The organism is Micromonospora sp. CCTCC AA 2012012 (assembly GCF_040499845.1).
GTDB lineage: Bacteria > Actinomycetota > Actinomycetes > Mycobacteriales > Micromonosporaceae > Micromonospora > Micromonospora mangrovi.
Genome location: NZ_CP159342.1, coordinates 2,082,660 through 2,101,773, shown reverse-complemented (window position 1 = coordinate 2,101,773; position 19,114 = coordinate 2,082,660). Strand labels below are relative to the sequence as shown.

Here is a 19,114-nt window from a genome sequence, read left to right as displayed (position 1 = left end):
TGCCTGGGGCCGGGACAGCTCGAGCCCGCAAGCGGAGGTGCTGCCCGTCGCCGCTCGTCATGGTGGAGGCACCGCGTGAGCCGGCCCGGCTGACGCCCGCACCCAGGAGACGTGATGACCAGAACCGACAGAGCAACCGGTGCGCTCCAGGAAGCGCACATCCCCGTCGAGGCGAAGCTCGCCGCGGCCTGGACCAGCTTCATGTTCCTCTACATCTATGTCGACTACCTCGCCCTGTACAAGCCCGGCTTCCTCGACGACATCCAGGCCGGCGTCGTTCACGAGTTCGACACCGGCCCCACCTTCGTCGCCCTTGCGCTCACGCTCGTGGCCGTCCCGATCCTCATGATCCTGCTCTCGGCGACTCTGCCCGCCCGGGTCAACCGCGCCACCAACCTCGTCGTGGCGACGCTCTACATCCCCGTCTCGGTGTACAACGCGCAGGGCGAGCCCTGGACCTACGCCTACTTCTACGGCCTGTCCATCGGACTCGAGGTGCTGCTCCTGGCCTTCATCCTGCGCGCCGCGTGGACCTGGCCCCGGACCGTTCGCGCCACCGCCGGTCGCGACCTCGCCCAGGCCCGGGTGTGACGCTCCGGGCAGGCGTCGCCCGCAGTGGCCGGGGCCTTCGAGCGCGTCTCTGGTCGCCTTCGTCGATACCGGGGTGGAGATCTCCATCGTCACGGCGAAGCGGGCGTGCCTTGGCACCTGAATGGCGACGTGGGGGTCGGCCGGGAGTGGCCCGGGTACATCTGCCGTCACAGACGGCCCGAGACGCCGGTTGTGGACGGAGGTGTTCCCCATGCCGATCGGTCGGCTCCACCATCTGATCATCGACTGCCCGGATCCGATGGTCGAGGCGCGGTTCTGGAGCGCGGTCCTCGGCGATGCGATCACCTACGCCGACGAGGACTTCGTGGTGGTGTCGCCGAGCACGGTGGCGTCGGGGCTGGCGTTCCAGCGCGCTGCCGAGCTGACGCCGGCCACGTGGCCGGAGCCGGCGGTGCCGCAGCAGATGCACCTCGACGTCATGGTCGACGACCAGGCCGCGGCGGGGGAGGCCGTGCTGGCGCTGGGCGCGCGGCGGTTGTCCGGCGATCATGTGTACGCCGACCCGGCCGGTCACCCGTTCTGCCTGATCAGACTCCCTGACTGGGCACCGCCGGTGACCTGACCCCACCCCGGGCTCGTGCCGGCTGGCCGGTGTGGTGCGCCGCGGCGGTCGCTACGTGAGGGTCCGCCCCACGGTGGCGGGGGTCCATCGGGGTGAGTCCGAGGGCATCGAGCACGGCGGCGCCCCGCTCGGCGTGGGCGCCGCCGGCGAACACCAGAGTGCGTGCGGACTGGTAGCGGCAGCCGACGGCGTCGAACGCGCCGGCCGCGGCAAGCAACGCCTCCCGGTCACCGTCGAGCAGGGCTTCGGCCCGTTCCACCAGGGCTTCGGCGACGGGGTTGCCGGCCACGACGGTCCGGGCCTCGGTCAGGCGGTCGCGAGCATCGGGACTTCCGGCGAGTACGGCGGCCTCGGCGCGCAGCGCCACATACCAGTGGAGCCAGATCCAGGTGAGCCACTTCCACACCTCGCCGGGCTCGGGTGCCATCCGTTCCAGCGCCTCCGGTGCCCGCCCCTGGTGCAGCAGGAGCATCGCGTCGAAGACGGCCCCGTAGCCGTAGACGTGCTCCGGTGGCATGCCGAGCTGCTCCAGGACGGCGTTCCACGAGCGGCGGGCGTCCCGGTCGTCGCGCAGGCCGTGGATCATCGCCACGCCGGCAGCGGCCGGCGCGAGGATCGACCTGGCCGGGCTGCCGGCCCGCTGCCACGCTTCGAGGAACCGGACACCGCCGGCGAGCACCTCGTCGACGTTGCCCGCCAACGCGTCGGCCACCAGCAGCCAACTCGTGGCACGGTGGCTGACCTCCGCCAGCAGCGGATGGTCGGCGATCTGCCGTGCCCAGCGTCGGGCGGCCGGCAGGTCCCCGGCGCCGAGGCTGGCCTCGGCGGCGTTGCCGAGCGCGTCGAGCAGCTCATGGGTGCTGGCCGGGGTGGCGGGTAGGGACGTCAGCAGCGCGACCCGGCGTCGTGCCGTGGCCGCGCTGGCGAACGTCTCACCGGCCCAGCACTGGGCGCCGGTGAGCGCGTCGAGCGCGGCGGACTCGGCGAGCGGGTCGCCCGTACGCCGGGCGAGTGCGACCGCCCGCTCGGCGCGGGCGATCGTCTCCGCGACGGCGTTGTCGGGTGGGCCCTGAGCCGCACCGAACGCGTCGGTGAGCACCGCGGCCTCGGCCAGTGCCACGGCGGCCTGGGCGGCCCCGTCGTCACCGGCCAGGTCCCGCGCCTCGGCGACGAGTGCGATCACCTCCTGCGGTGACGGGAGTCGTTCGAACTTGCTCCAGAACCGGTACGCGCTGGTGGCGGCGGTCGCCAGGTCGGTGGCGGCGCCGGCGGTGTCCCGGGACCGCAGGGCGGCCTCCGCGGCCGCCCGGTGGCAGCGGTACATGTCCTCGCCCCGCATCCGGCAGCCGGCCACGGCGGCGGCGTGCCGGAGCATCGACGCGGCGGCGGCGGGGTCGTCCGCGAGCGCGGCCGCCTGCTCGTAACGCAGCTGGGACTCCCCGATCAGGTTCCGGGTGAAGGTCAGCTCCGCCAGGTGTCGGGCGAGCCGGTACGCGTTCGTGCGCTGCTCGGGCCGGTCCGCCGCCCAGGCCAGCGCGGCACGCAGGTCGTCGGCCACCGGGTCGAACCGGGTACGCCAGTCCGCTCGCTCCACCGCCAGTCCGGCGACCTGTTCCAGGCACCAGTGGAGGTGCCGGGACCGGGTGTCGATCAGCTCGCCGGCCTCGGTGAGGCGCTCCGCCCCGTACTGCCGGATGGTCTCCAGCGCCCGGTACTGCGTACCGCCCGGTGAGGGCGTCACCACCAACAGGCTCTGTCCGGCGAGCCGGGCCAGTTGGTCGGCGACGAGGCCTTCCTCGGCCGCGGCGACCTGCGCCGCCGCCGACACGGTGAACGGCGCGACGAACACCGACACGCGGCGTAGCAGCGCCCGGTCGGCCGGATCGAGGAGGGCGTGGCTCCAGTCCAGGGTGGCCCGTACCGATCGGTGCCGGTCGTCGGCACGGGAGCCGCCGGTGAGCATCCGGAGCGGATGGGACAGGGCGGCGGTGACGCCGTCCAGCCCGAGGGTGGGGTAGCGGGCGGCGGCCAGCTCGATCGCCAGGGCCATGCCGTCCAGCCGTTCGCAGATCGAGGCCAACCGGTTGCGCAGGCGAGGATCCAGCGGCGGGCCCACCGCCGCCGCCCGTTCCAGGAACAGCGCGACCGCGTCCGACTCGCCGTCGACGGTCAGCGACAGCGGGGGCACCGGGTACACCCGCTCGAACGGCACCATCAGCCGGGCCCGGCTGGTCGCCAGCACCGTCACTCCCGGGCACCGTGCCAGCAGCCGGTCGAGGAACCGCGCCACGCCGTCCACCACGTGCTCGCAGTTGTCCAGCACCAGCAACGCGTGATGGTCGGCCAGCGCGGCGACGACGGACCCGGTCATGTCGCGGCCGGGCTGCTCGCCGAGGCCGAGCACGCCGGCGACCGCCGTCGCGATCATGTCAGGTTCGCCGACCGGTACCAGGTCGACGAACCACACCCCGTCGGCGTACGTGCGGGCGGCCTCCGTGGCCACCGCCAGCGCGAGTCGGGTCTTGCCCACTCCGCCGGGGCCGACCGCGGTCACCTGACGGTTCCCCTTGATCAGCTCGGTCAGTTCGGTCCGCTCACTCACCCGGCCGATGAACGAGGTCAGCGGGGCCGGTAGGGCCGGTGCCGGGTGGGCCGGCCCGGTGCCGGTGCGGTCGGTCGCCCGCTGGGCGAGCGCACGACGGTCCGGGACCTCCAGCTTGCGCAGCAGCGAGGAGACGTGAGTCTCGACGGTGCGCACCGAGATGTACAGCCGTGCCCCGATCTCGGCGTTGCTGAGATGTTCTCCGACCAGTGCGAGCACCTCGGATTCCCGAGGGGAGACGTCAACCACCGCACCATCTTGTCGCAAGCCCGTCCGTGTGCGGGTTCCGTGGTCGGATCCGTGGTCAGCACGGATTCGGGTCGGCCGAGCCGGAGGCAGGCTGTGAGCACACCGACCGGGCCGACGACGACCCGGGACCTGAAGGAGTGATCATGACGAGCTCTTCGCACCAGGGAATCAGGACCGTGCTGCATCCGGTGTCGGATCTGTCGGCTGCCAAGGCGGTGTACGCCGTCCTGCTCGGCGTGCCGCCCACCACCGACTCGTCCTACTACGTCGGCTTCGACGCCGCAGGTCAGCACATCGGGCTGGTGCCGGGCGGCGGACCGCAGGGGATGACCTCACCGGTGGCCTACTGGCACGTGCCGGACATCGAGGTGCGGCTGGCCGAGCTGAGCGCCGCCGGTGCCACCGTGACCGAGCCCGCGCACGACGTCGGCGGTGACCGCCTCGTGGCCACCGTCACCGACCCCGACGGCAACGTCCTGGGGCTGATCCAGGACCGCTGAGCGGCGGCTCTGCGCCGGCCGTCATCGAGAACGCCTGGCGAGATCTCCGACGCGCGTACCCCCGTCGCATCCGCAGCAGGACGACCGCAATCCGACCTCACGAAAGGGACCCCGGAATGTCCTCCATCGAATCTGTCACGCTCGAAGTGCCCGACCCCGCAGCCGCCGACACCTTCTACCGCACGGCCCTCGACCTGGACGCCCGGGTGCGCGTACGCGAGGCGCAGGCGCCGACGACCGGCTTCCGCGGTTTCGCCATGTCGCTCGTGGTGTCCCAGCCGAGCATCGTGGACAGCTTCTTCCGCACCGCCCTCGACGGCGGAGCGACGACGCTGAAGCCCGCCGCGAAGGGGTTCTGGGGCTACGGCGGAGTGCTGTGTGATCCGTACGGCACGATCTGGAAGATCGCGAGTTCCTCGAAGAAGGACAGCGGACCGGTGTCCCGGCACATCGACGACGTCGTGCTCCTGCTGGGGGTGGCCGATGTCGCCGTGACCAAGCGGTTCTACGTCGAGCGCGGCCTGTCCGTGGCCAAGAGCTTCGGCCGCAAATACGTCGAGTTCGCCACCTCGCCCGTCAAACTGGCGCTCTACGGCCGCCGGGCCGCTGCCAAGGACGCGGGTGTCTCTCCCGACGGCAGCGGATCGCACCGGCTCGCCATCGGCAGCAGTGCCGGCACCTTCACCGACCCGGACGGCTTCCAGTGGGAGGCCGCCACCTCGGCCTCGACCTCGGCCGGCCGGTTTGGCGAGGCCGCCTCGGCCGGCGTGAGGGCCGGGGGCGCCGACCCGAACAGCGGGCTGTAGGGCACGTTCACCACGCACATCGACCTGACAGGGGGAGAAACGTCATGGGCACCACTCAGGACAGCACGTACCAGGGTTTCACCGCCGAGGAGCGTGCCGCGATGAAGGATCACGCGCACGAGCGGAAGAAGGCAGCGCGCCGTGGCTCGCGGGCGGACAAGGCGGCGGAGGCCGAGCGGGACATGCTCGCGAAGATCGCCGAGATGCCGGAGCCGGACCGGACCATGGCCGAACGCCTCCACACCGTCGTCACCGCCGCCGCCCCGACCCTCGCGCCGAGGCTCTGGTACGGGATGCCCGCCTACGCGCTGGACGGCAGAATCCTCTGCCACTTCCAGCCTGCGACCAAGTTCAGGACGCGCTACGCGACGTTCGGGTTCAGCGACCAGGCGCGGCTGGACGAGGGCGGGATGTGGCCGGCCGCCTTCGCCTTGACCGAGGTGACCGACGAGGTGGAGGCACGGATCGGTGCGCTCGTGACACGGGCGGTGAGCTGAGCCGCACCCCTGCTCCTCGCCGTACCGGTGCCGGCCGGCGCCCTGGTTTCCCGGCGCCGGCCGATCGGGGGCGGATCTTCCTCCCGGCATCGAGCGCGCACCGGTGCCCGGGTGACCTCCGTGCGCGGTCACCCGGGCACCGCGAGCTATGCCGTCGGCCTCGCCCGGTGCAGGATCTGGGCCAGCTCGGCCGGTCGGCTCAGCATCGGCCAGTGCCACGTCGGCAGTTCCTCGTACCGCCACGAGTCGCCGACCATGTGCTGGCACAGCGGCACGGCGGCGGCCATCTCGCGTACCTGCTCGATCGTGAAGCTCGACAGCACGCCGAGGCGGGGCAGCTTCTCCCACGCCCCGGTCAGCCGCACCGGGGAGGTGGCGGTCGCCCACGGTTGGGCCACCGACCGCTCACCGAGCAGCGCGACGACCGAGTCGTCCACATCCGCCGCGCCCGCCGCCAGGTCGGCCCACGGCGGGGGTGGCAGCCGCCAGCCATCGCCGTGTTCCGCGACCACCGCCGCGTTGCGCTCACGCTCCTGGGGTGGGTTGAAGTCGACGTTCGCCGTCCCGTCCGGCAGGGGGCCGGTGTCGACGAACACGAGCTGGGCTATGCGGTCGGGCACACGGTCGGCGACGGCGGTCGTCACGACCGCGCCGGCGTAGCTGTGCCCGACGAGGACCACGTCGTGGAGGTCCTCGTAGCGCAGCAGGTTGACCACGTCGGTGACGTGGACGTCGAGGTCGGTGTCCGGGCGGGCCAGGTGGGCGCGTTCGCCCAGGCCGGTCAGGCTCAGCGGGTACACCTCGTGGCCGTGGCCACGCAGGGCGGCGGTGACCGGGCGCCAGGCCCACGCGCCGAGCCAGAACCCGGGAACCAGTACGAATGTCGTCATGCGCCCCACGCTACGATCAATACTGGACAGGTTCCGCCCGGATTAGGAGTCAGATTTTTGGCCCGGCCCACCGCACGCGTCCTGGCGTTGCTGGAGATCCTCCAGGCCGGCGGCGGCTTCACCGTCGCTGACCTGGCCGGTCGGCTGGACGTCGACGAGCGCACGGTCCGCCGCTACGCCGCGCACCTCGCCGACCTCGGCATCCCGGTCGAGGCTCGGCGCGGTCGCTACGGCGGGTACCGGCTCGCGCCCGGATACAAGCTGCCGCCCCTCATGCTCACCGACGAGGAGGCGGTCGCCGTCATGCTCGGGCTCGTCGCCGCCACCCGGGCAGGGCTGGTCACCAGCGAAGGCGCGGCCGCCGAGAGCGCGACCGCGAAGATCCGTCGGGTGCTGCCGGCCGTCCTCGCCCGGCGGATCGATTCGCTGCTGGACGCCGTGGACTTCACGGCACCGGTCCGGAAGCCCGCCCCGCCCGGCATCGAGGTGCTGCTGGTGCTCGCCGAGGCGGCCCGACACCAGCAACCCGTGGACATCGCCTACACCACCTGGCGCGGCCGGTCCGGCGAGCGGCGGCTCGACCCGTACGGGCTGGTCTTCCACGCCGGCCGGTGGTACGTCACCGGTCACGACCACAACCGCCGGGCCGTGCGGACGTTCCGACTCGACCGGATCGGGACAGCGCGCCCCGCTCAGGGCGCGTTCGACATCCCGGCCGGATTCGATCCCACCGCGCAGGTCCTTGCCGGTCTGGCAGCCGTGCCGTACGCGCACGACATCTCCGTGGTATTACACACCAGCTTGGGGCAGGCACAGCGACGGCTCCCACCGTCGGTCGGCACGCTCACCGAGGTGCCGAACGGGGTGCGCCTCACCGCCCGGGTCGAGCGGCTCGACGGTGCGGCACAGATGCTCGCCGGGCTCGGCTGGCCATTCACGATCGACCGACCGGACGAACTCAAGGACGAGGTACGCGCCCTTGCCGCCCGACTGCTCACCGACGCCAACGCCGGAGAGTGAGCGGTCCACGCGTCCCAGCAGCTGCTCGACCGATGATCTAGGTCGCCATGTGACTGTTCGCCGCCGGTGGCCGGTGACACAGGTCTGGTTCCCGGGCCCATGTCACGGGTACTGGCCCCGCCATGGCAGTCAGTGCGGACGCTCCCGCTGCGGAGACCAGCGACGGGCGGGGCAATCAGCTCAAGCGGGCGATCAGCGGCAAGCTGCTCTACCTGTTCATCCTCGGCGACGTGCTCGGTGCAGGCATCTACGCCCTCATCGGCAAGATCGCCGGGCAGACCGGCGGGATGCTCTGGCTGCCGCTCGCAGTGGCCCTGCTGCTCGCGCTGCTGACCGCCGCTTCGTACGCCGAACTGGTCACTAAGTATCCGAAGGCCGGCGGCGCGGCGGTCTTCGCCCACCGCGCGTACCGCAGCGACCTGGTCTCCTTCGTCGTGGGTTTCTGCATGCTGGCGGCTGGACTGGTCAGCGTGGCGGGCCTCGCGCTGGCGTTCGCCGGCGACTATCTGCACGCGTTCCTCGACGTCCCCGCGGTGCCGGCCGCCCTGGTGTTCCTGGCCGCGGTGGCGGCCCTCAACCTGCGGGGGATCTCCGAGTCGCTCGGCGCCAACGTCGTCATGACCGTGGTCGAACTGTCCGGGCTGCTGTTCATCATCGCCCTCGGCGCGCTCGTGCTCGGCCGCGGCGACGGTGACCTCGGCCGGGTGGTCGAGCTGCCCGCCGGCACGTCGGCGCTGCCCGCCGTGCTCGGTGCGGCGCTGCTCGCCTTCTACTCCTTCGTCGGGTTCGAGACCTCCGCGAACGTCGCCGAGGAGACGGTCAACCCGGCCCGGAACTACCCCCGGGCGCTGTTCGGTGGCCTGCTCACCGCCGGCGTCGTCTACGTGCTGGTCGGCCTGACGGTCTCGGCGGCCGTGCCGGCCCAGCAGCTGGCGGAGTCCAGCGGCCCGCTGCTCGAAGTGGTGCGTGTGGCCGACATCGGCCTGCCGGCCTGGGTGTTCAGCCTCGTCGCGCTCGTCGCCGTCGCCAACGGCGCCCTGCTCACCTCGATCATGACCAGCCGCCTGACGTACGGCATGGCCTCGGACGGACTACTGCCCCGCGCCCTCGGCCGGGTGCTGCCGCGCCGGCGCAGCCCGTGGGCCGCCATCCTGGTCACCACGCTCGCGTCGATGGCCCTGGCCCTCACCGGCGACCTGGAGACCCTCGCCAACACGGTGGTGCTCCTGCTGCTGGTGGTGTTCGTCAGCACCAACACCGCCGTGCTGGTGCTGCGTCGCGACAAGGTCGACCACCAGCACTTCCGCACGCCGGTGGTGCTGCCGATCCTGGCGCTGGCATCCTGTGTCGTGCTCCTGAGCCAGCAGGACGGGGCCGTGTGGCTGCGGGCGCTGCTGCTGATCGCGGTGGGGGTCGTCCTCTACGTCGTCACCGCTGCGGTCCGCCGGCGGACGGCGCGGCGCGGCGACGCCGACCGGCGCTGAGGGCCGAGGCGCGCCACGCCGAGACGGTCACGGGTCTCCTGCTGGGATCGCCAGTCACGATCGCGATCACCGGGACGAAGGCTGCGGTCATCCACGACTGGACGGTGACGTCGCGACAGAACCGGGTCCGCCGTCCGGACCGGCGGTGAGCAGTTCCGGCGGCGGAAGGGCCCGGCCGCAGCTCCTGGTCGGTCGCCGAACGCGGCCTCCCGCAGCAACGTCCGGTCGACCGGCAGCCCACTGCGGCACCCGCGCGTCCACCCCGTCGCGGCCGAGGAGATAGCGCGGCGATGGGGTCCGGTGCGAGCGTAATCAGAAACAGGGGGTCAGGGGATGAGGTGGGTCGGGATGGACCGGGACGGGGTGCGGCGGGGCCTGCGGATCGATGCAGCGCTGACGGCGGCCGTGGACCACGTCCGACTCTGCTACGCCTACCTCGACATCGGAGATCTTGACGGGTACGCCTCGCTGTTCGAGTCCGGGACGCCACCGACGTGGTCCGGCAGCGGGGCAGCCGTACCCGAGATGCTCGCCTGGTTGCTCCGCTCGGGGTCCAGCGTCCACCACGCGGTGCTCGACGTGTTCGGCTCGGACCGGCAACTCGCTGCCGTGTACCGGTTGACGATCGGCGGCGAGACATGCGACTTCGTGGACATCTTTCGCGTATCCGACCACGCCCTCTTCCTCGACCGGCAGTGCTTCACGTCGTCACGGACCCCCTGGCCGCCGCCTTCTGCCCGCTAGGGAATCTCCCGCGGCACTGTGAACGGTGCAGCGGACCCGACTCGAAGACCGACCGCGGTCCGGCCGGTGCCCCGGCCACTCAAGTTGTCACTGCGCCATCACCCGGATACGGTCTGTGTGAGACCGCTGCCGCAGGCGGGCAGCTGTTGTCGCAGGCAGCGTGGAGAAGAAAAAGACGGGGATGGACGCCGGACTTCCGGGTAACACCTTCGCCGATGTGGTCTTCCGGATGCTCGGGCCCATGGAAATTGGTCCCGATGACGCGCCGGTACGCATCCCGCCGGGCCGTCAGCAGGTAATTCTCGCCGCGCTGCTGCTCGACGTCAACCGGGTCGTCAGCGTGAACTCCCTGATCGACGCGGTATGGGCCGACCGGCCACCGGTGACGGCGCGCAGCCAGGTGCAGATCTGCGTGTCGGCCCTGCGCGCCACGCTGGCCACCATCGGCCTGACCGACGTCATCGTCACCCAGGCCCCCGGCTACCTCATGCGGGTCCCCGAGGACAGCGTCGACATCTGCGTGTTCCGCGACCTGGTGGCCCACGCCGTCGAGGCCAGACGCTCCGGCCACCTCACCGAGGCCGCGGAACTGCTGCGCCGGGCGTTGGCGTTGTGGCGCGGGCCCGCGTTCGGCGGGGACGTCAGCGAGACGCTGTCCGCCCGGGCGGTGCCCCTCGGCGAGGAGCGGCTCAGCGCCCTGGAGGAGTGCATCGACATCGAGCTCCAACTCGGCCGTCATCACCGGCTGGCCGCGGAACTCGGCGGTCTGGTGGCTGCTCATCCGCTCCGTGAACGGCTGCGCGGCCAGCTCATGGTCGCTCTGTACCGGTCCGGCCGGTCGGCTGAGGCACTGGAGGCCTACCGCGCCGGGCGGCGGTTCACCGTCGACGAGCTGGGGATCGAGCCGGGTGAGCAGCTACGCCGGTTGGAGACCGCGGTCCTGGCCGAGGACCCGTCGCTGCGTCTGACGCCCGCGGAGGCGGGCCCGCCCCGGACCGTCCCGCATCAACTCCCCGCGGACATCGCGGACTTCACCGGCCGAGACGCGCAGGTCGCCCAGATCATCTCGGCACTGGCCGAGCCGGGCGACCGCGCGGTGCCGGTGGTGGTGATGGCGGGCAAGGCCGGGGTGGGCAAGACCGCACTGGCGGTACACGCGGCCCACCGGCTCGCCCGCGACCGGTTCCCCGACGGGCAGCTGTACTGCAGCCTGGCCGGCATGCAGCAGACCCCGGCGGACCCCGCGGAGGTGCTGGCCCGGTTCCTCCGCGCGTTGGGACTGCCCGGTCCCAGCATCCCCGACGACGCCGGTGAACGGGCCGATCTCTACCGCACGCTGCTGGCCGACAAGCGCGTCCTGGTGGTGCTGGACGACGCCGCGACCGGCAACCAGATCGCCCCGCTGCTGCCGGGCAGCGACACGTGCGCGGTGCTCGTGACCAGCCGGGTCCGGCTCACCGACATCTCCGGGGCGCAACTGGTCGATGTGGACGTGCTCGGCGCCGACCCGGCGCTGACCCTGCTCACCCGCGTGGTCGGCGCCGAGCGGGTGGCCCGGGAGCCGACCGCGGCCCTCGCCCTGGTGCAGGTGGTCGGCGGCCTGCCGCTGGCGCTGCGCATCGTGTCCGCCCGACTGGCCGCCCGGACCCACTGGTCGCTCGCATCCATGGTGGGCCGGCTCGCCGACGAACGGCACCGTCTCGACGAGCTGGCGTACGGGGAGATGATGGTGCGCGCCAGCCTGACCCTCACCTACGACGGACTGGAGCAGCAGACCGCCCGGCTGTTCCGCCTGCTGGCGTTGGCGTCCCGGGACAGCGTGCCCCCGTGGGTCGCTGCTGCGCTGCTGGACGACGACCTGCGCCGGGCCAACGCGGAGCTCGACCTGCTGGTCGACACCCAGATGCTCGACGTGCGGGCGGTGGGCCTGGAGGCCGAGGGCCGGTACGCCTTCCACGACATCATCCGGCTCTACGCCCACGACCGGTTGGCCGCCGACGAGGAGCCGGCGTCGGTGGCCGCCGCGCGGACCCGCCTGCTCGGCGGCTGGCTGGCCCTCGCCGAGCAGGCGCACGCGAGGCTCTACGGCGGGGACTACACCGTCCTGCGGGGCACCGCCCCACGCTGGTGTCCGCCGGGTGGCTTCCCGCCGGCGACGCTCGACGACCCGCTGCGCTGGCTCGACGACGAACGGCTGAACCTGTGCGCCGCGGTCGACGCCGCCGCCGCCGCGGGCATGGACGAGCTCAGCTGGGAGCTGGCGGTGAGCCTGGTGACCCTGTTCGAGGCGAACCGGTACACCGAGGACTGGGAACGGACGCACGAGATCGCCCTGACCGCGGTACGCGCCGCCGGCAACCGGCGCGGTGAGGCCGCGCTGTTGTGCTCCCTCGGATCGCTGCACCTGAGCCGGGCCCGCCTCGGTGCCGCGCGGGCCGTGCTCACCCCCGCCCTGGCCACGTTCACCGACCTCGGCGACACCCACGGCCTCGCGATGGTCTGGCGGAATCTGGCGTCGGTCGACTACCACGAGGGCGCTCAGGACCAGGCCGCGGCCGGATACGCCCGGGCGATCGCCGCCTTCCGCGACGTCGGCGACAGCATCGGCCAGGCCCATGCGCTCAACCAGCTCGCCCGCATCGACCTGGACGTGGGTGAGTACGGACGAGCCATCGACAACCTGAACGCGGCGCTGGCGATCTGCCAGGACGTCGGCGGAACCCGGGTGGAGGCGCAGGTGCTGCACCGACTGGGTACGGCGATGCGCCTGCAGGGGCGGGACACCGAAGCCGAGCTGGTCACCGAGACGGTCCTGGAGATGGTCCGCGGCAACCGGGACGTGTACGGGGAGGTCTACGCGCTGCACGCGCTCGGGGTGATCAAAGCCCGGCTGGGCAGGCAGGACGAGGCGGAGCAACTGCTGCGGGCGGCGATGACGAGCGGGCGGAAGATCCTCCACCAGGTCGGTGTCGCCCGGGCCGGCCTGGACCTGGCGTTGCTGGTCTCGGAGAAGGAACCGGATCACGCTGTCGAGCTGGCGACCGGGGCCCTGCGTACCTTCGTGGACCGTGGCCTGCCGGCCTGGGAGGTCAAGGCCCGCGAGGCGCTGCGGTCACTGTCGGTGCAGCCGCCCGCCACGCGCTCCGACCCCGAGGGTCGCGCCTAGCGCGGCCGGCCGGGTCACTCCCACGGAGTGTCGATCATGACGACGGGGGCCGAGGTGCCCGGATCGGCCGACGCGGGGTTGCCCGTGCCGTGCCCGGCTGCCGACACCAGACCGGTGACGATGCCGGCGGCGAGCGTTGCGATAGCGATGGCCCGACGGATGCTGCCCATTACTGCCTCCTTCGACGGTTTCCCGGACCTGATCCCGATGTGGTCCGGGTTGACGCGATTGACGCTAGGGAGCGGTGCTATCGGCCCCATATCGTCGGGCCGGACCCCGGCAATGTTCGCCGGTGATCGGTGAGGACGCGGCAATAACCTGCCGATAGAGCCTCCACCGAGGATTGCCGGCATGGGAAACCACGACGCCACGGCGGCCCCGGTCACGGCACGGCTCAACATCGTCATCAGTGGCGTGTCCTCCGACGCGCACACCTGGAACCTGGTGTTCCTCCAGCTCCTGCTGCAGGAGTGGGGCCACCAGGTCACCAACCTCGGCCCCTGCGTACCGGAGGCGCTCCTCGTCGACGAGTGCGCACGGGCCACTCCCCACCTGGTGGTCGTCAGCAGCGTCAACGGACACGGATTCCACGACGGCCTCCGCCTCATCGGCGCGCTGCGGCAGCGGACCGACACCACGCGGCTGCCCGTGGTCATCGGCGGCAAGCTCGGTGTGACCGGTGAGCAGGGCGCCGCGGACCGCGTTGCCACCCTCCTCGCCGCCGGCTACGACGCGGTCTTCGGCGACGACGTGGTCGGCGTCGCCGGCGAGGACGTGGACCCGTTCGCGGAGACCCTGCGGACGTTCCGCTCCTTCGTCGATTCGCTCCCCGCGGCCGTCACATGCTGACCGGGCCGACACCCGCAGCCGTCACCGACGGCGCCTTCGGCGACTTCGTCAGCCAGGCCGCCGCGTCCGGACACCTGGTGGTGCAACCGCGCATGGGGTTCAGCGACCCGGAGCGGATGCGCGCCGGACTGCGCGCGGTGCGGACGGCGCCGGCCGTCACGGTCGGCACCCTGACCCTGGACAGCTACACCCGCGTCGGGGACCACCGGGCCGCCCGCGACGCCCTCGCCGCCGGCACCGACCTCAACGGCTACCCGCTGGTGGCCCACGACCCGGCGACCACCCGAGCGGTGCTGCGTGACGTGCACGGACCCGACTTCCCCGTCCAGGTACGGCACGGCTCAGCCGACCCCCGCCGGATCTTCACCGCCCTGCTGGACGTCGGCCTGCACAGCACCGAGGGCGGCCCGGTCTCCTACTGCCTGCCCTACGGCCGCACCCCGCTGCGCGAGTCGGTCCGCAACTGGACCGAGTCGTGCCACACGCTGGCCGCAGCCGCCGGTCGCGGTCCCGAACCACACCTGGAGACCTTCGGTGGCTGCCTGATGGGCCAGCTGTGCCCGCCGGGACTGCTGGTCGCCATGAGCGTGCTCGAAGCGCTCTTCTTCCGCGCCCACGGACTGCGCAGCGTCTCGCTCAGCTACGCCCAGCAGACCGACACCGACCAGGACGTCGCCGCAGTGCGGGCGCTGCGGCGGCTCGCCGAGGAGTACCTGCCCGACCTCCAGTGGCACGTCGTCGTCTACACCTACATGGGCGTGTACCCGCGCAGCGTGCCCGGCGCCACCCGCCTGCTGGAACTCGCCGCCGAGATGGCGGTACGCGCCGGCGCCGCCCGGCTGATCGTGAAGACCGCCGCCGAGGCGCACCGCATCCCCACGGTCCAGGAGAACGTCACGGCGCTGCGGGCCGCAGCCGCCGCCGCGGACCGGACCCGACCCGACGTCGGCACCCGCCGTCCCGCCGACGCGCCGACCGGCCACGGCGGTCCGGACGACCTGCTCAGCCAGGTGTACCGGGAGGCGAGCACCCTGATCGAGGCGACCCTGGCGCTGGACTCCGACATCGGCCGGGCGCTGCTGTCGGCGTTCGCCCGCGGACACCTCGACGTCCCCTACTGCCTGCACCCCGACAACGCCGGCCGCAGCGCCACCTTCATCGACGAGCGAGGCCGGTTGCGCTGGGCCCGAACGGGAAACATGCCCATCCCGGCGGACCTCGCATGCCCGCGCCCCCTCACCGCATCCGACCTGATGAACGCCCTGTCCCATGTGGAACGCCGGTGCGACGCCGGCCACACCCCCACGACCCGAGTGGAAGTTGAGCGATGACCACCACCTCCGAACGCACCGTCACCCCGTCCCTGCCGGGCACGCCCGGTGAGCATCTGTCGGCACCGGTCACCCGGGCCGCGCTGCGGGTACAGCACGGCATCCTCACCGCCGCCCGCGCATACCTCGCGGACGCCGGCTTCGTCGAACTGCTCGCACCGATCATCGGCCCCGTCACCGATCCGGGCGCGCGCGGCGCCAAGCAGGTCGACGTCGACTACTACGGCCACCGCTACAAGCTGATGACCAGCGTCATCCTGTACAAGCAGGCCTCGCTGCGGGCGTTCGACCGGATCTACTCGATCGCCCCGAACGTCCGGCTGGAACCCCTCGAAACCTGCAACACCAACCGCCACCTGGCGGAATTCCACCAGATCGACGTGGAGATGGCCGGGACCGGACGCGACGAGGTGATCGCGGTGGCCACCGGTGTGATCACCCACGCCGTCCGGCACGTGGTCACCCACCACGCGGAGGACCTCGCCGTGCTCGACCGGCGGGTCAGCGCGTTCGACGAGCTGCTCGCGGGCCCGTTCGACCGGTGCACCCACGCCGAGGCCGTCGCCAGGCTGCGGGCGATGGGACACGACCAGAGCTCCGCGGCGGAGATCGACTGGACCGGCGAGGAACTGCTGTCCCGCGCCGCCGCCCGCCCCTTCTTCGTCACCGACTATCCCAAGGGCTCCCGCGGCTTCTACGACCGGGAGGACCCGGACCGGCCCGGGACGCTGCGCAACTTCGACCTGATCGCCCCGGAGGGCTACGGCGAGCTGATCAGCGGCGGCGAACGGGAGTCCGACTACGCCACCGTGGTCGCCCGGATGCGGGAGACGGGGGAGAACCCCGCCAAGTACGCGTGGTACCTGCGGATGCTGCGCGAGACCATCCCGCCCAGCGCCGGCTTCGGCATCGGCGTGCAGCGGCTGACCCGCTACGTCGCCGGGCTGGACGCGGTGTGGCAGGCCAGCGCGTACCCGAAGGTGCCCGGGGTGGTGGCGCCGTGAGCACGAGCGGCACACCGGCCGCCCTGCGGGCCGACACATTCCCCGAGGAGGCGGTCAGGCACCGGGCCCGCACCGGCACCCAGGCGGTGTTCCCACCCCCGGCGAGCTACGGCCACACCCTGCTCGGCGCCGGCGACGGGACGCCCGCCGACGGGCTCGACGCGCTGCGCCTGGTACCGCCGGTCTTCATGCCGCTGCGGCTGGAGAAACTGATCGACCTGGCCAGTGAACCGACGTACCGCGACGTCGAGCTGCACACCAGCGTCGGGGGGTTCGCCGCCCCGCTGCCGGTCTACGTCTCCGCCTTCGGGTCGACCCAGGTGGCCGGCGCGGACCTCGGTCGGGCGGTGGCCCGGCAGGCGGGCACCCTCGGCCTGCCGATGGTGATCGGCGAGAACGTCGTGCCGGTCAACGGGTACGGGCGGCTCGGACCGGCCGGCGAGAGCGCGCTGCTGGGCCGACTGCGCGAGTACTGCGCCACCGTCCCGGACGGGCTCGGCGGAGTGGTCGTGCAGCAGAGCACCGAGGACGCCGACGCCGAGGTGTGGAACCTCGTGTACAGCGACCCGTCCGCACAGCCGCTGCTGGACAGCGGACGGCTGGGGTTCGAGTTGAAGGTCGGTCAGGGCGCCAAGCCCGGACTCGGCGGCATGACCCTGGTGTCGGAGCGGACCGCCGGCCGCCTCGGCGACCAGTACCTGATCGATCCGGTGTTCGGCGCCGACTGCGCCAGTGTGCTGCGCTCCAGCGCGCCCGGCACGTTCACCCAGGAGATCCTGGCGCACCAGATCCACCTGATGCGCAACAACTACCCCCGGGCCCGGGTCTGGGTGAAGCTGCCACCCGGTCGCGACATCGCCGAGGCCACCGAGGTCGCCTGGGCCGCCGGCGCCGACGCGGTGACCGTCGACGGCGCCGAGGGCGGCACCGGCTGGGCGCCGTCGGTGTTCCTCGACCACGTCGGCCTGCCGCTGGTGGAGTGCCTGCGCCGGATCGGCCGGACGCCGGCCACCGGGCCCCTGCTGGTCAGCGGCCGGATGTGGGAGGGCGCGCGAGCCACCAAGGCGCTCGCCCTCGGCGCGAACGCGATCGGTCTCGGGCGCGCCGCGATCCTGGCCGCCGACACCGACCCGGAGGCGGGACTGATCCGACTCGTCGAATGCCTGGCGCTGGAACTGCGGCTCCTGATCAGCGCGCTGGGCCGGTACGCGGTGGCCGGCCTCGCCGAGCAGGACATCTGGCATCCGGAATGGTCGCAGCGGGAAGTGGAGCTGGCATGAACCTCACCGATACACCACCGGTACGGGCACCGGACGGTCTGCTGCGCCACCGGAACTTCCGGCTGCTCTGGCTGGGGGAGGCGACCAGCAAGGCCGGCAGCGCGGTGACCGGCGTGGCGTTCCCCCTGGTGGCGGTCGTGACCCTGGACGCCAGCCCGGTCACCATGGGCGTGATCAACGCGATGGCGTGGCTGCCCTGGCTGCTGATGGGCCTGCCCGCCGGGGCCTGGATCGACCGCTACCCGCGCCGACGGACCATGCTGTCCGCCAACGCCGTCTCGATCGCCGTGCTGCTCAGCGTGCCGCTGGCGGCCTGGCTCGGCCTGCTGAGCGTCGGACAGCTGATCGTGGTGTCCTTCGCCGCCGGCACCGCGTCGATGTTCTTCAGCACCGCCTACCAGGCGTTCCTGCCGGCGGTGGTGGACAAGACCGACCTGGCCGAGGCGAACGCCAAACTCCAGGGCACCGACCAGGTGGCCAACCTGGCCGGGCCGCCGCTGGGCGGTCTGATCACCCAGGCCGCCGGCGCGGTGACCGGGCTGCTGGTCGACGCGGTCACCTTCGTCGTGTCGGCGGTGTGCCTGCTGCGGATGCGGGTCGCGGAGGTGCTGCCCGCTCCGGCCGCGGAACGCACCAGCACCCGGCAGGAGATCGGCGCGGGGCTGCGCTACGTGGGACGGGACCGGTACCTGCGGATCCTGGCCATCAGCGCCGCCGTGGACAACTTCACCCTCAACGCGATGTACGCGCTCACGGTGCTCTTCCTGATCCGTACCGTCGGCGCCGCGCCCGGTGCCGTCGGGTTCCTGCTCGCGGCGGACTTCGTCGGCGGACTCCTCGGCGCGATCATCGCCCGGCGCGTGGCCGGGCGGCTCGGGACCGCCCGTACCCTGCTGCTCTTCTCGATCGGTACCGCACCCTTCTGCCTGCTCGTCCCGCTGACCCAGGACGGGCCGGGCCTGGTCCTGTTCGTCCTCGGGATCCTCGTGCCGTCGATCGGCATGGTCGTCGGCAACGTCGTGGTCACCGGGTTCCGGCAGTCGTACTGCCCGGCACACCTGCTCGGCCGGGTCTACACCAGTTCGCGCTTTATCCAGTTCGGAATCATCCCCGTCGGTGCGGTCCTCGGCGGATGGCTCGGCGCCGAGCTCGGCGTACGGCAGGCGCTCTGGGTGATCACCGTCGCCGTGATCCTCGGCAAGCTCGTCCGGCTCATCGGCCCCATCAGGTCCGTCCGGGACCTGCCCACCACCGCACCGAAGGAGGACGTGTCGTGACCAACCCGTTCGAGGACGAGGACGGCGTGTACCTGGTCCTGGTCAACGCCGACAACCAGCACTCGCTCTGGCCCGCCCGGATCGCCGTACCGGCGGGGTGGCGGGTGACCTTCGGCGAGGACAGCCGGCAGGCCTGCCTGGACCACATCGAACGCTGCTGGACCGACCTGCGCCCGGCGAGCCTCGCCACCGGCGCGAGCCAGGCCGTCCTGACCGGACGCGCCACCGACAAGTAGGGATG

General features: G+C 72.3%; 18 protein-coding genes. 15 read left to right on the top strand and 3 right to left on the bottom strand.

Annotated elements, in window-relative coordinates; translation table 11 throughout:
- Positions 1–114 precede the first annotated feature (114 nt).
- Together ABUL08_RS09395 and ABUL08_RS09390 are read left to right on the top strand one after the other, a co-directional pair.
- On the top strand, positions 115–591 hold the full coding sequence (locus ABUL08_RS09395; RefSeq protein WP_350936525.1) for a DUF6326 family protein: 477 nt from the start codon (positions 115–117) through the stop codon (positions 589–591).
- A 211-nt stretch (positions 592–802) separates the two neighbouring features.
- Positions 803–1,174 carry a VOC family protein gene (locus ABUL08_RS09390; protein ID WP_350936524.1) on the top strand — a complete coding sequence of 124 codons (372 nt, stop codon included), beginning with the start codon at positions 803–805 and terminating at the stop codon, positions 1,172–1,174.
- On the opposite strand, the gene ABUL08_RS09385 is transcribed toward ABUL08_RS09390, so the two are convergent.
- Positions 1,140–4,025, bottom strand: coding sequence for an ATP-binding protein (locus ABUL08_RS09385; RefSeq protein ID WP_350936522.1), 2,886 nt, complete (start codon positions 4,023–4,025; stop codon positions 1,140–1,142). The genes ABUL08_RS09390 and ABUL08_RS09385 overlap by 35 nt on opposite strands.
- Before the next feature lie 143 nt (positions 4,026–4,168).
- Here ABUL08_RS09385 and ABUL08_RS09380 point away from each other — a divergent pair, with 143 nt between their 5' ends.
- The 3 genes from ABUL08_RS09380 (at position 4,169) to ABUL08_RS09370 (ending at position 5,828) form a co-directional block, all read left to right on the top strand.
- Positions 4,169–4,525: a VOC family protein gene (locus tag ABUL08_RS09380; protein ID WP_350936521.1), complete on the top strand. Its 357-nt coding sequence runs from the start codon at positions 4,169–4,171 to the stop codon at positions 4,523–4,525.
- A 116-nt stretch (positions 4,526–4,641) separates the two neighbouring features.
- Complete coding sequence (locus ABUL08_RS09375; RefSeq protein WP_350936519.1) at positions 4,642–5,331, top strand: VOC family protein; 690 nt, start codon at positions 4,642–4,644, stop codon at positions 5,329–5,331.
- Positions 5,332–5,375: 44 nt separating this feature from the next.
- A complete protein-coding gene (locus tag ABUL08_RS09370; protein WP_350936518.1) occupies positions 5,376–5,828 on the top strand; it encodes an iron chaperone in 453 nt (150 codons plus the stop codon).
- Positions 5,829–5,974: 146 nt separating this feature from the next.
- Here the strand turns inward: ABUL08_RS09370 and ABUL08_RS09365 are convergent, their stop codons facing one another.
- Positions 5,975–6,718, bottom strand: a complete 744-nt coding sequence (locus ABUL08_RS09365; RefSeq protein ID WP_350936517.1) for an alpha/beta fold hydrolase — start codon at positions 6,716–6,718, stop codon at positions 5,975–5,977.
- A gap of 57 nt (positions 6,719–6,775) precedes the next feature.
- Between ABUL08_RS09365 and ABUL08_RS09360 the strand changes: the two genes are divergently transcribed.
- The 4 genes from ABUL08_RS09360 (at position 6,776) to ABUL08_RS09345 (ending at position 13,132) form a co-directional block, all read left to right on the top strand.
- Positions 6,776–7,738 carry a helix-turn-helix transcriptional regulator gene (locus ABUL08_RS09360; protein WP_350936515.1) on the top strand — a complete coding sequence of 321 codons (963 nt, stop codon included), beginning with the start codon at positions 6,776–6,778 and terminating at the stop codon, positions 7,736–7,738.
- 122 nt (positions 7,739–7,860) lie between these two features.
- On the top strand, positions 7,861–9,222 hold the full coding sequence (locus ABUL08_RS09355) for an APC family permease (RefSeq protein WP_350936514.1): 1,362 nt from the start codon (positions 7,861–7,863) through the stop codon (positions 9,220–9,222).
- Between the two features lie 348 nt (positions 9,223–9,570).
- Positions 9,571–9,966: a hypothetical protein gene (locus ABUL08_RS09350; RefSeq protein WP_350936512.1), complete on the top strand. Its 396-nt coding sequence runs from the start codon at positions 9,571–9,573 to the stop codon at positions 9,964–9,966.
- Between the two features lie 241 nt (positions 9,967–10,207).
- Complete coding sequence (locus ABUL08_RS09345) at positions 10,208–13,132, top strand: AfsR/SARP family transcriptional regulator (protein ID WP_350936510.1); 2,925 nt, start codon at positions 10,208–10,210, stop codon at positions 13,130–13,132.
- A 14-nt stretch (positions 13,133–13,146) separates the two neighbouring features.
- Here ABUL08_RS09345 and ABUL08_RS09340 read toward each other — a convergent pair whose 3' ends face one another.
- Positions 13,147–13,302, bottom strand: a complete 156-nt coding sequence (locus ABUL08_RS09340) for a hypothetical protein (RefSeq protein ID WP_350936508.1) — start codon at positions 13,300–13,302, stop codon at positions 13,147–13,149.
- 181 nt (positions 13,303–13,483) lie between these two features.
- On the opposite strand from ABUL08_RS09340, the gene ABUL08_RS09335 reads away from it, so the two are divergent.
- The 6 genes from ABUL08_RS09335 to ABUL08_RS09310 are packed head-to-tail and all read left to right on the top strand — an operon-like array spanning position 13,484 to position 19,109.
- Positions 13,484–13,981 carry a cobalamin B12-binding domain-containing protein gene (locus ABUL08_RS09335; RefSeq protein ID WP_350936507.1) on the top strand — a complete coding sequence of 166 codons (498 nt, stop codon included), beginning with the start codon at positions 13,484–13,486 and terminating at the stop codon, positions 13,979–13,981.
- Positions 13,975–15,312, top strand: a complete 1,338-nt coding sequence (locus ABUL08_RS09330) for a methylaspartate mutase (RefSeq protein ID WP_350936505.1) — start codon at positions 13,975–13,977, stop codon at positions 15,310–15,312. The genes ABUL08_RS09335 and ABUL08_RS09330 overlap by 7 nt, the downstream gene beginning before the upstream one ends.
- Entirely contained in the window at positions 15,309–16,316 is a 1,008-nt protein-coding gene (locus ABUL08_RS09325; RefSeq protein ID WP_350936503.1) for an asparagine synthetase A, read from the top strand. The genes ABUL08_RS09330 and ABUL08_RS09325 overlap by 4 nt, the downstream gene beginning before the upstream one ends.
- Entirely contained in the window at positions 16,313–17,596 is a 1,284-nt protein-coding gene (locus ABUL08_RS09320; protein WP_350936501.1) for a glutamate synthase-related protein, read from the top strand. Before ABUL08_RS09325 ends, ABUL08_RS09320 begins: the two co-directional genes overlap by 4 nt.
- On the top strand, positions 17,593–18,873 hold the full coding sequence (locus ABUL08_RS09315) for an MFS transporter (RefSeq protein WP_350936500.1): 1,281 nt from the start codon (positions 17,593–17,595) through the stop codon (positions 18,871–18,873). Before ABUL08_RS09320 ends, ABUL08_RS09315 begins: the two co-directional genes overlap by 4 nt.
- Positions 18,870–19,109, top strand: a complete 240-nt coding sequence (locus ABUL08_RS09310) for an MbtH family protein (RefSeq protein ID WP_350936498.1) — start codon at positions 18,870–18,872, stop codon at positions 19,107–19,109. Before ABUL08_RS09315 ends, ABUL08_RS09310 begins: the two co-directional genes overlap by 4 nt.
- Positions 19,110–19,114 lie beyond the last annotated feature (5 nt).

What these genes read in the sequence shown, in the direction of transcription:
- ABUL08_RS09375 (WP_350936519.1), top strand. Translation starts at nt 4,642, where the DNA reads ATGTCCTCCATCGAATCTGTCACGCTCGAAGTGCCCGACCCCGCAGCC.
- ABUL08_RS09340 (WP_350936508.1), bottom strand. Translation starts at nt 13,302, where the DNA reads ATGGGCAGCATCCGTCGGGCCATCGCTATCGCAACGCTCGCCGCCGGC.
- ABUL08_RS09370 (WP_350936518.1), top strand. Translation starts at nt 5,376, where the DNA reads ATGGGCACCACTCAGGACAGCACGTACCAGGGTTTCACCGCCGAGGAG.
- ABUL08_RS09350 (WP_350936512.1), top strand. Translation starts at nt 9,571, where the DNA reads ATGGACCGGGACGGGGTGCGGCGGGGCCTGCGGATCGATGCAGCGCTG.
- ABUL08_RS09335 (WP_350936507.1), top strand. Translation starts at nt 13,484, where the DNA reads ATGGGAAACCACGACGCCACGGCGGCCCCGGTCACGGCACGGCTCAAC.
- ABUL08_RS09390 (WP_350936524.1), top strand. Translation starts at nt 803, where the DNA reads ATGCCGATCGGTCGGCTCCACCATCTGATCATCGACTGCCCGGATCCG.
- ABUL08_RS09345 (WP_350936510.1), top strand. Translation starts at nt 10,208, where the DNA reads ATGGAAATTGGTCCCGATGACGCGCCGGTACGCATCCCGCCGGGCCGT.
- ABUL08_RS09365 (WP_350936517.1), bottom strand. Translation starts at nt 6,718, where the DNA reads ATGACGACATTCGTACTGGTTCCCGGGTTCTGGCTCGGCGCGTGGGCC.
- ABUL08_RS09330 (WP_350936505.1), top strand. Translation starts at nt 13,975, where the DNA reads ATGCTGACCGGGCCGACACCCGCAGCCGTCACCGACGGCGCCTTCGGC.
- ABUL08_RS09380 (WP_350936521.1), top strand. Translation starts at nt 4,169, where the DNA reads ATGACGAGCTCTTCGCACCAGGGAATCAGGACCGTGCTGCATCCGGTG.
- ABUL08_RS09395 (WP_350936525.1), top strand. Translation starts at nt 115, where the DNA reads ATGACCAGAACCGACAGAGCAACCGGTGCGCTCCAGGAAGCGCACATC.
- ABUL08_RS09355 (WP_350936514.1), top strand. Translation starts at nt 7,861, where the DNA reads ATGGCAGTCAGTGCGGACGCTCCCGCTGCGGAGACCAGCGACGGGCGG.
- ABUL08_RS09325 (WP_350936503.1), top strand. Translation starts at nt 15,309, where the DNA reads ATGACCACCACCTCCGAACGCACCGTCACCCCGTCCCTGCCGGGCACG.
- ABUL08_RS09315 (WP_350936500.1), top strand. Translation starts at nt 17,593, where the DNA reads ATGAACCTCACCGATACACCACCGGTACGGGCACCGGACGGTCTGCTG.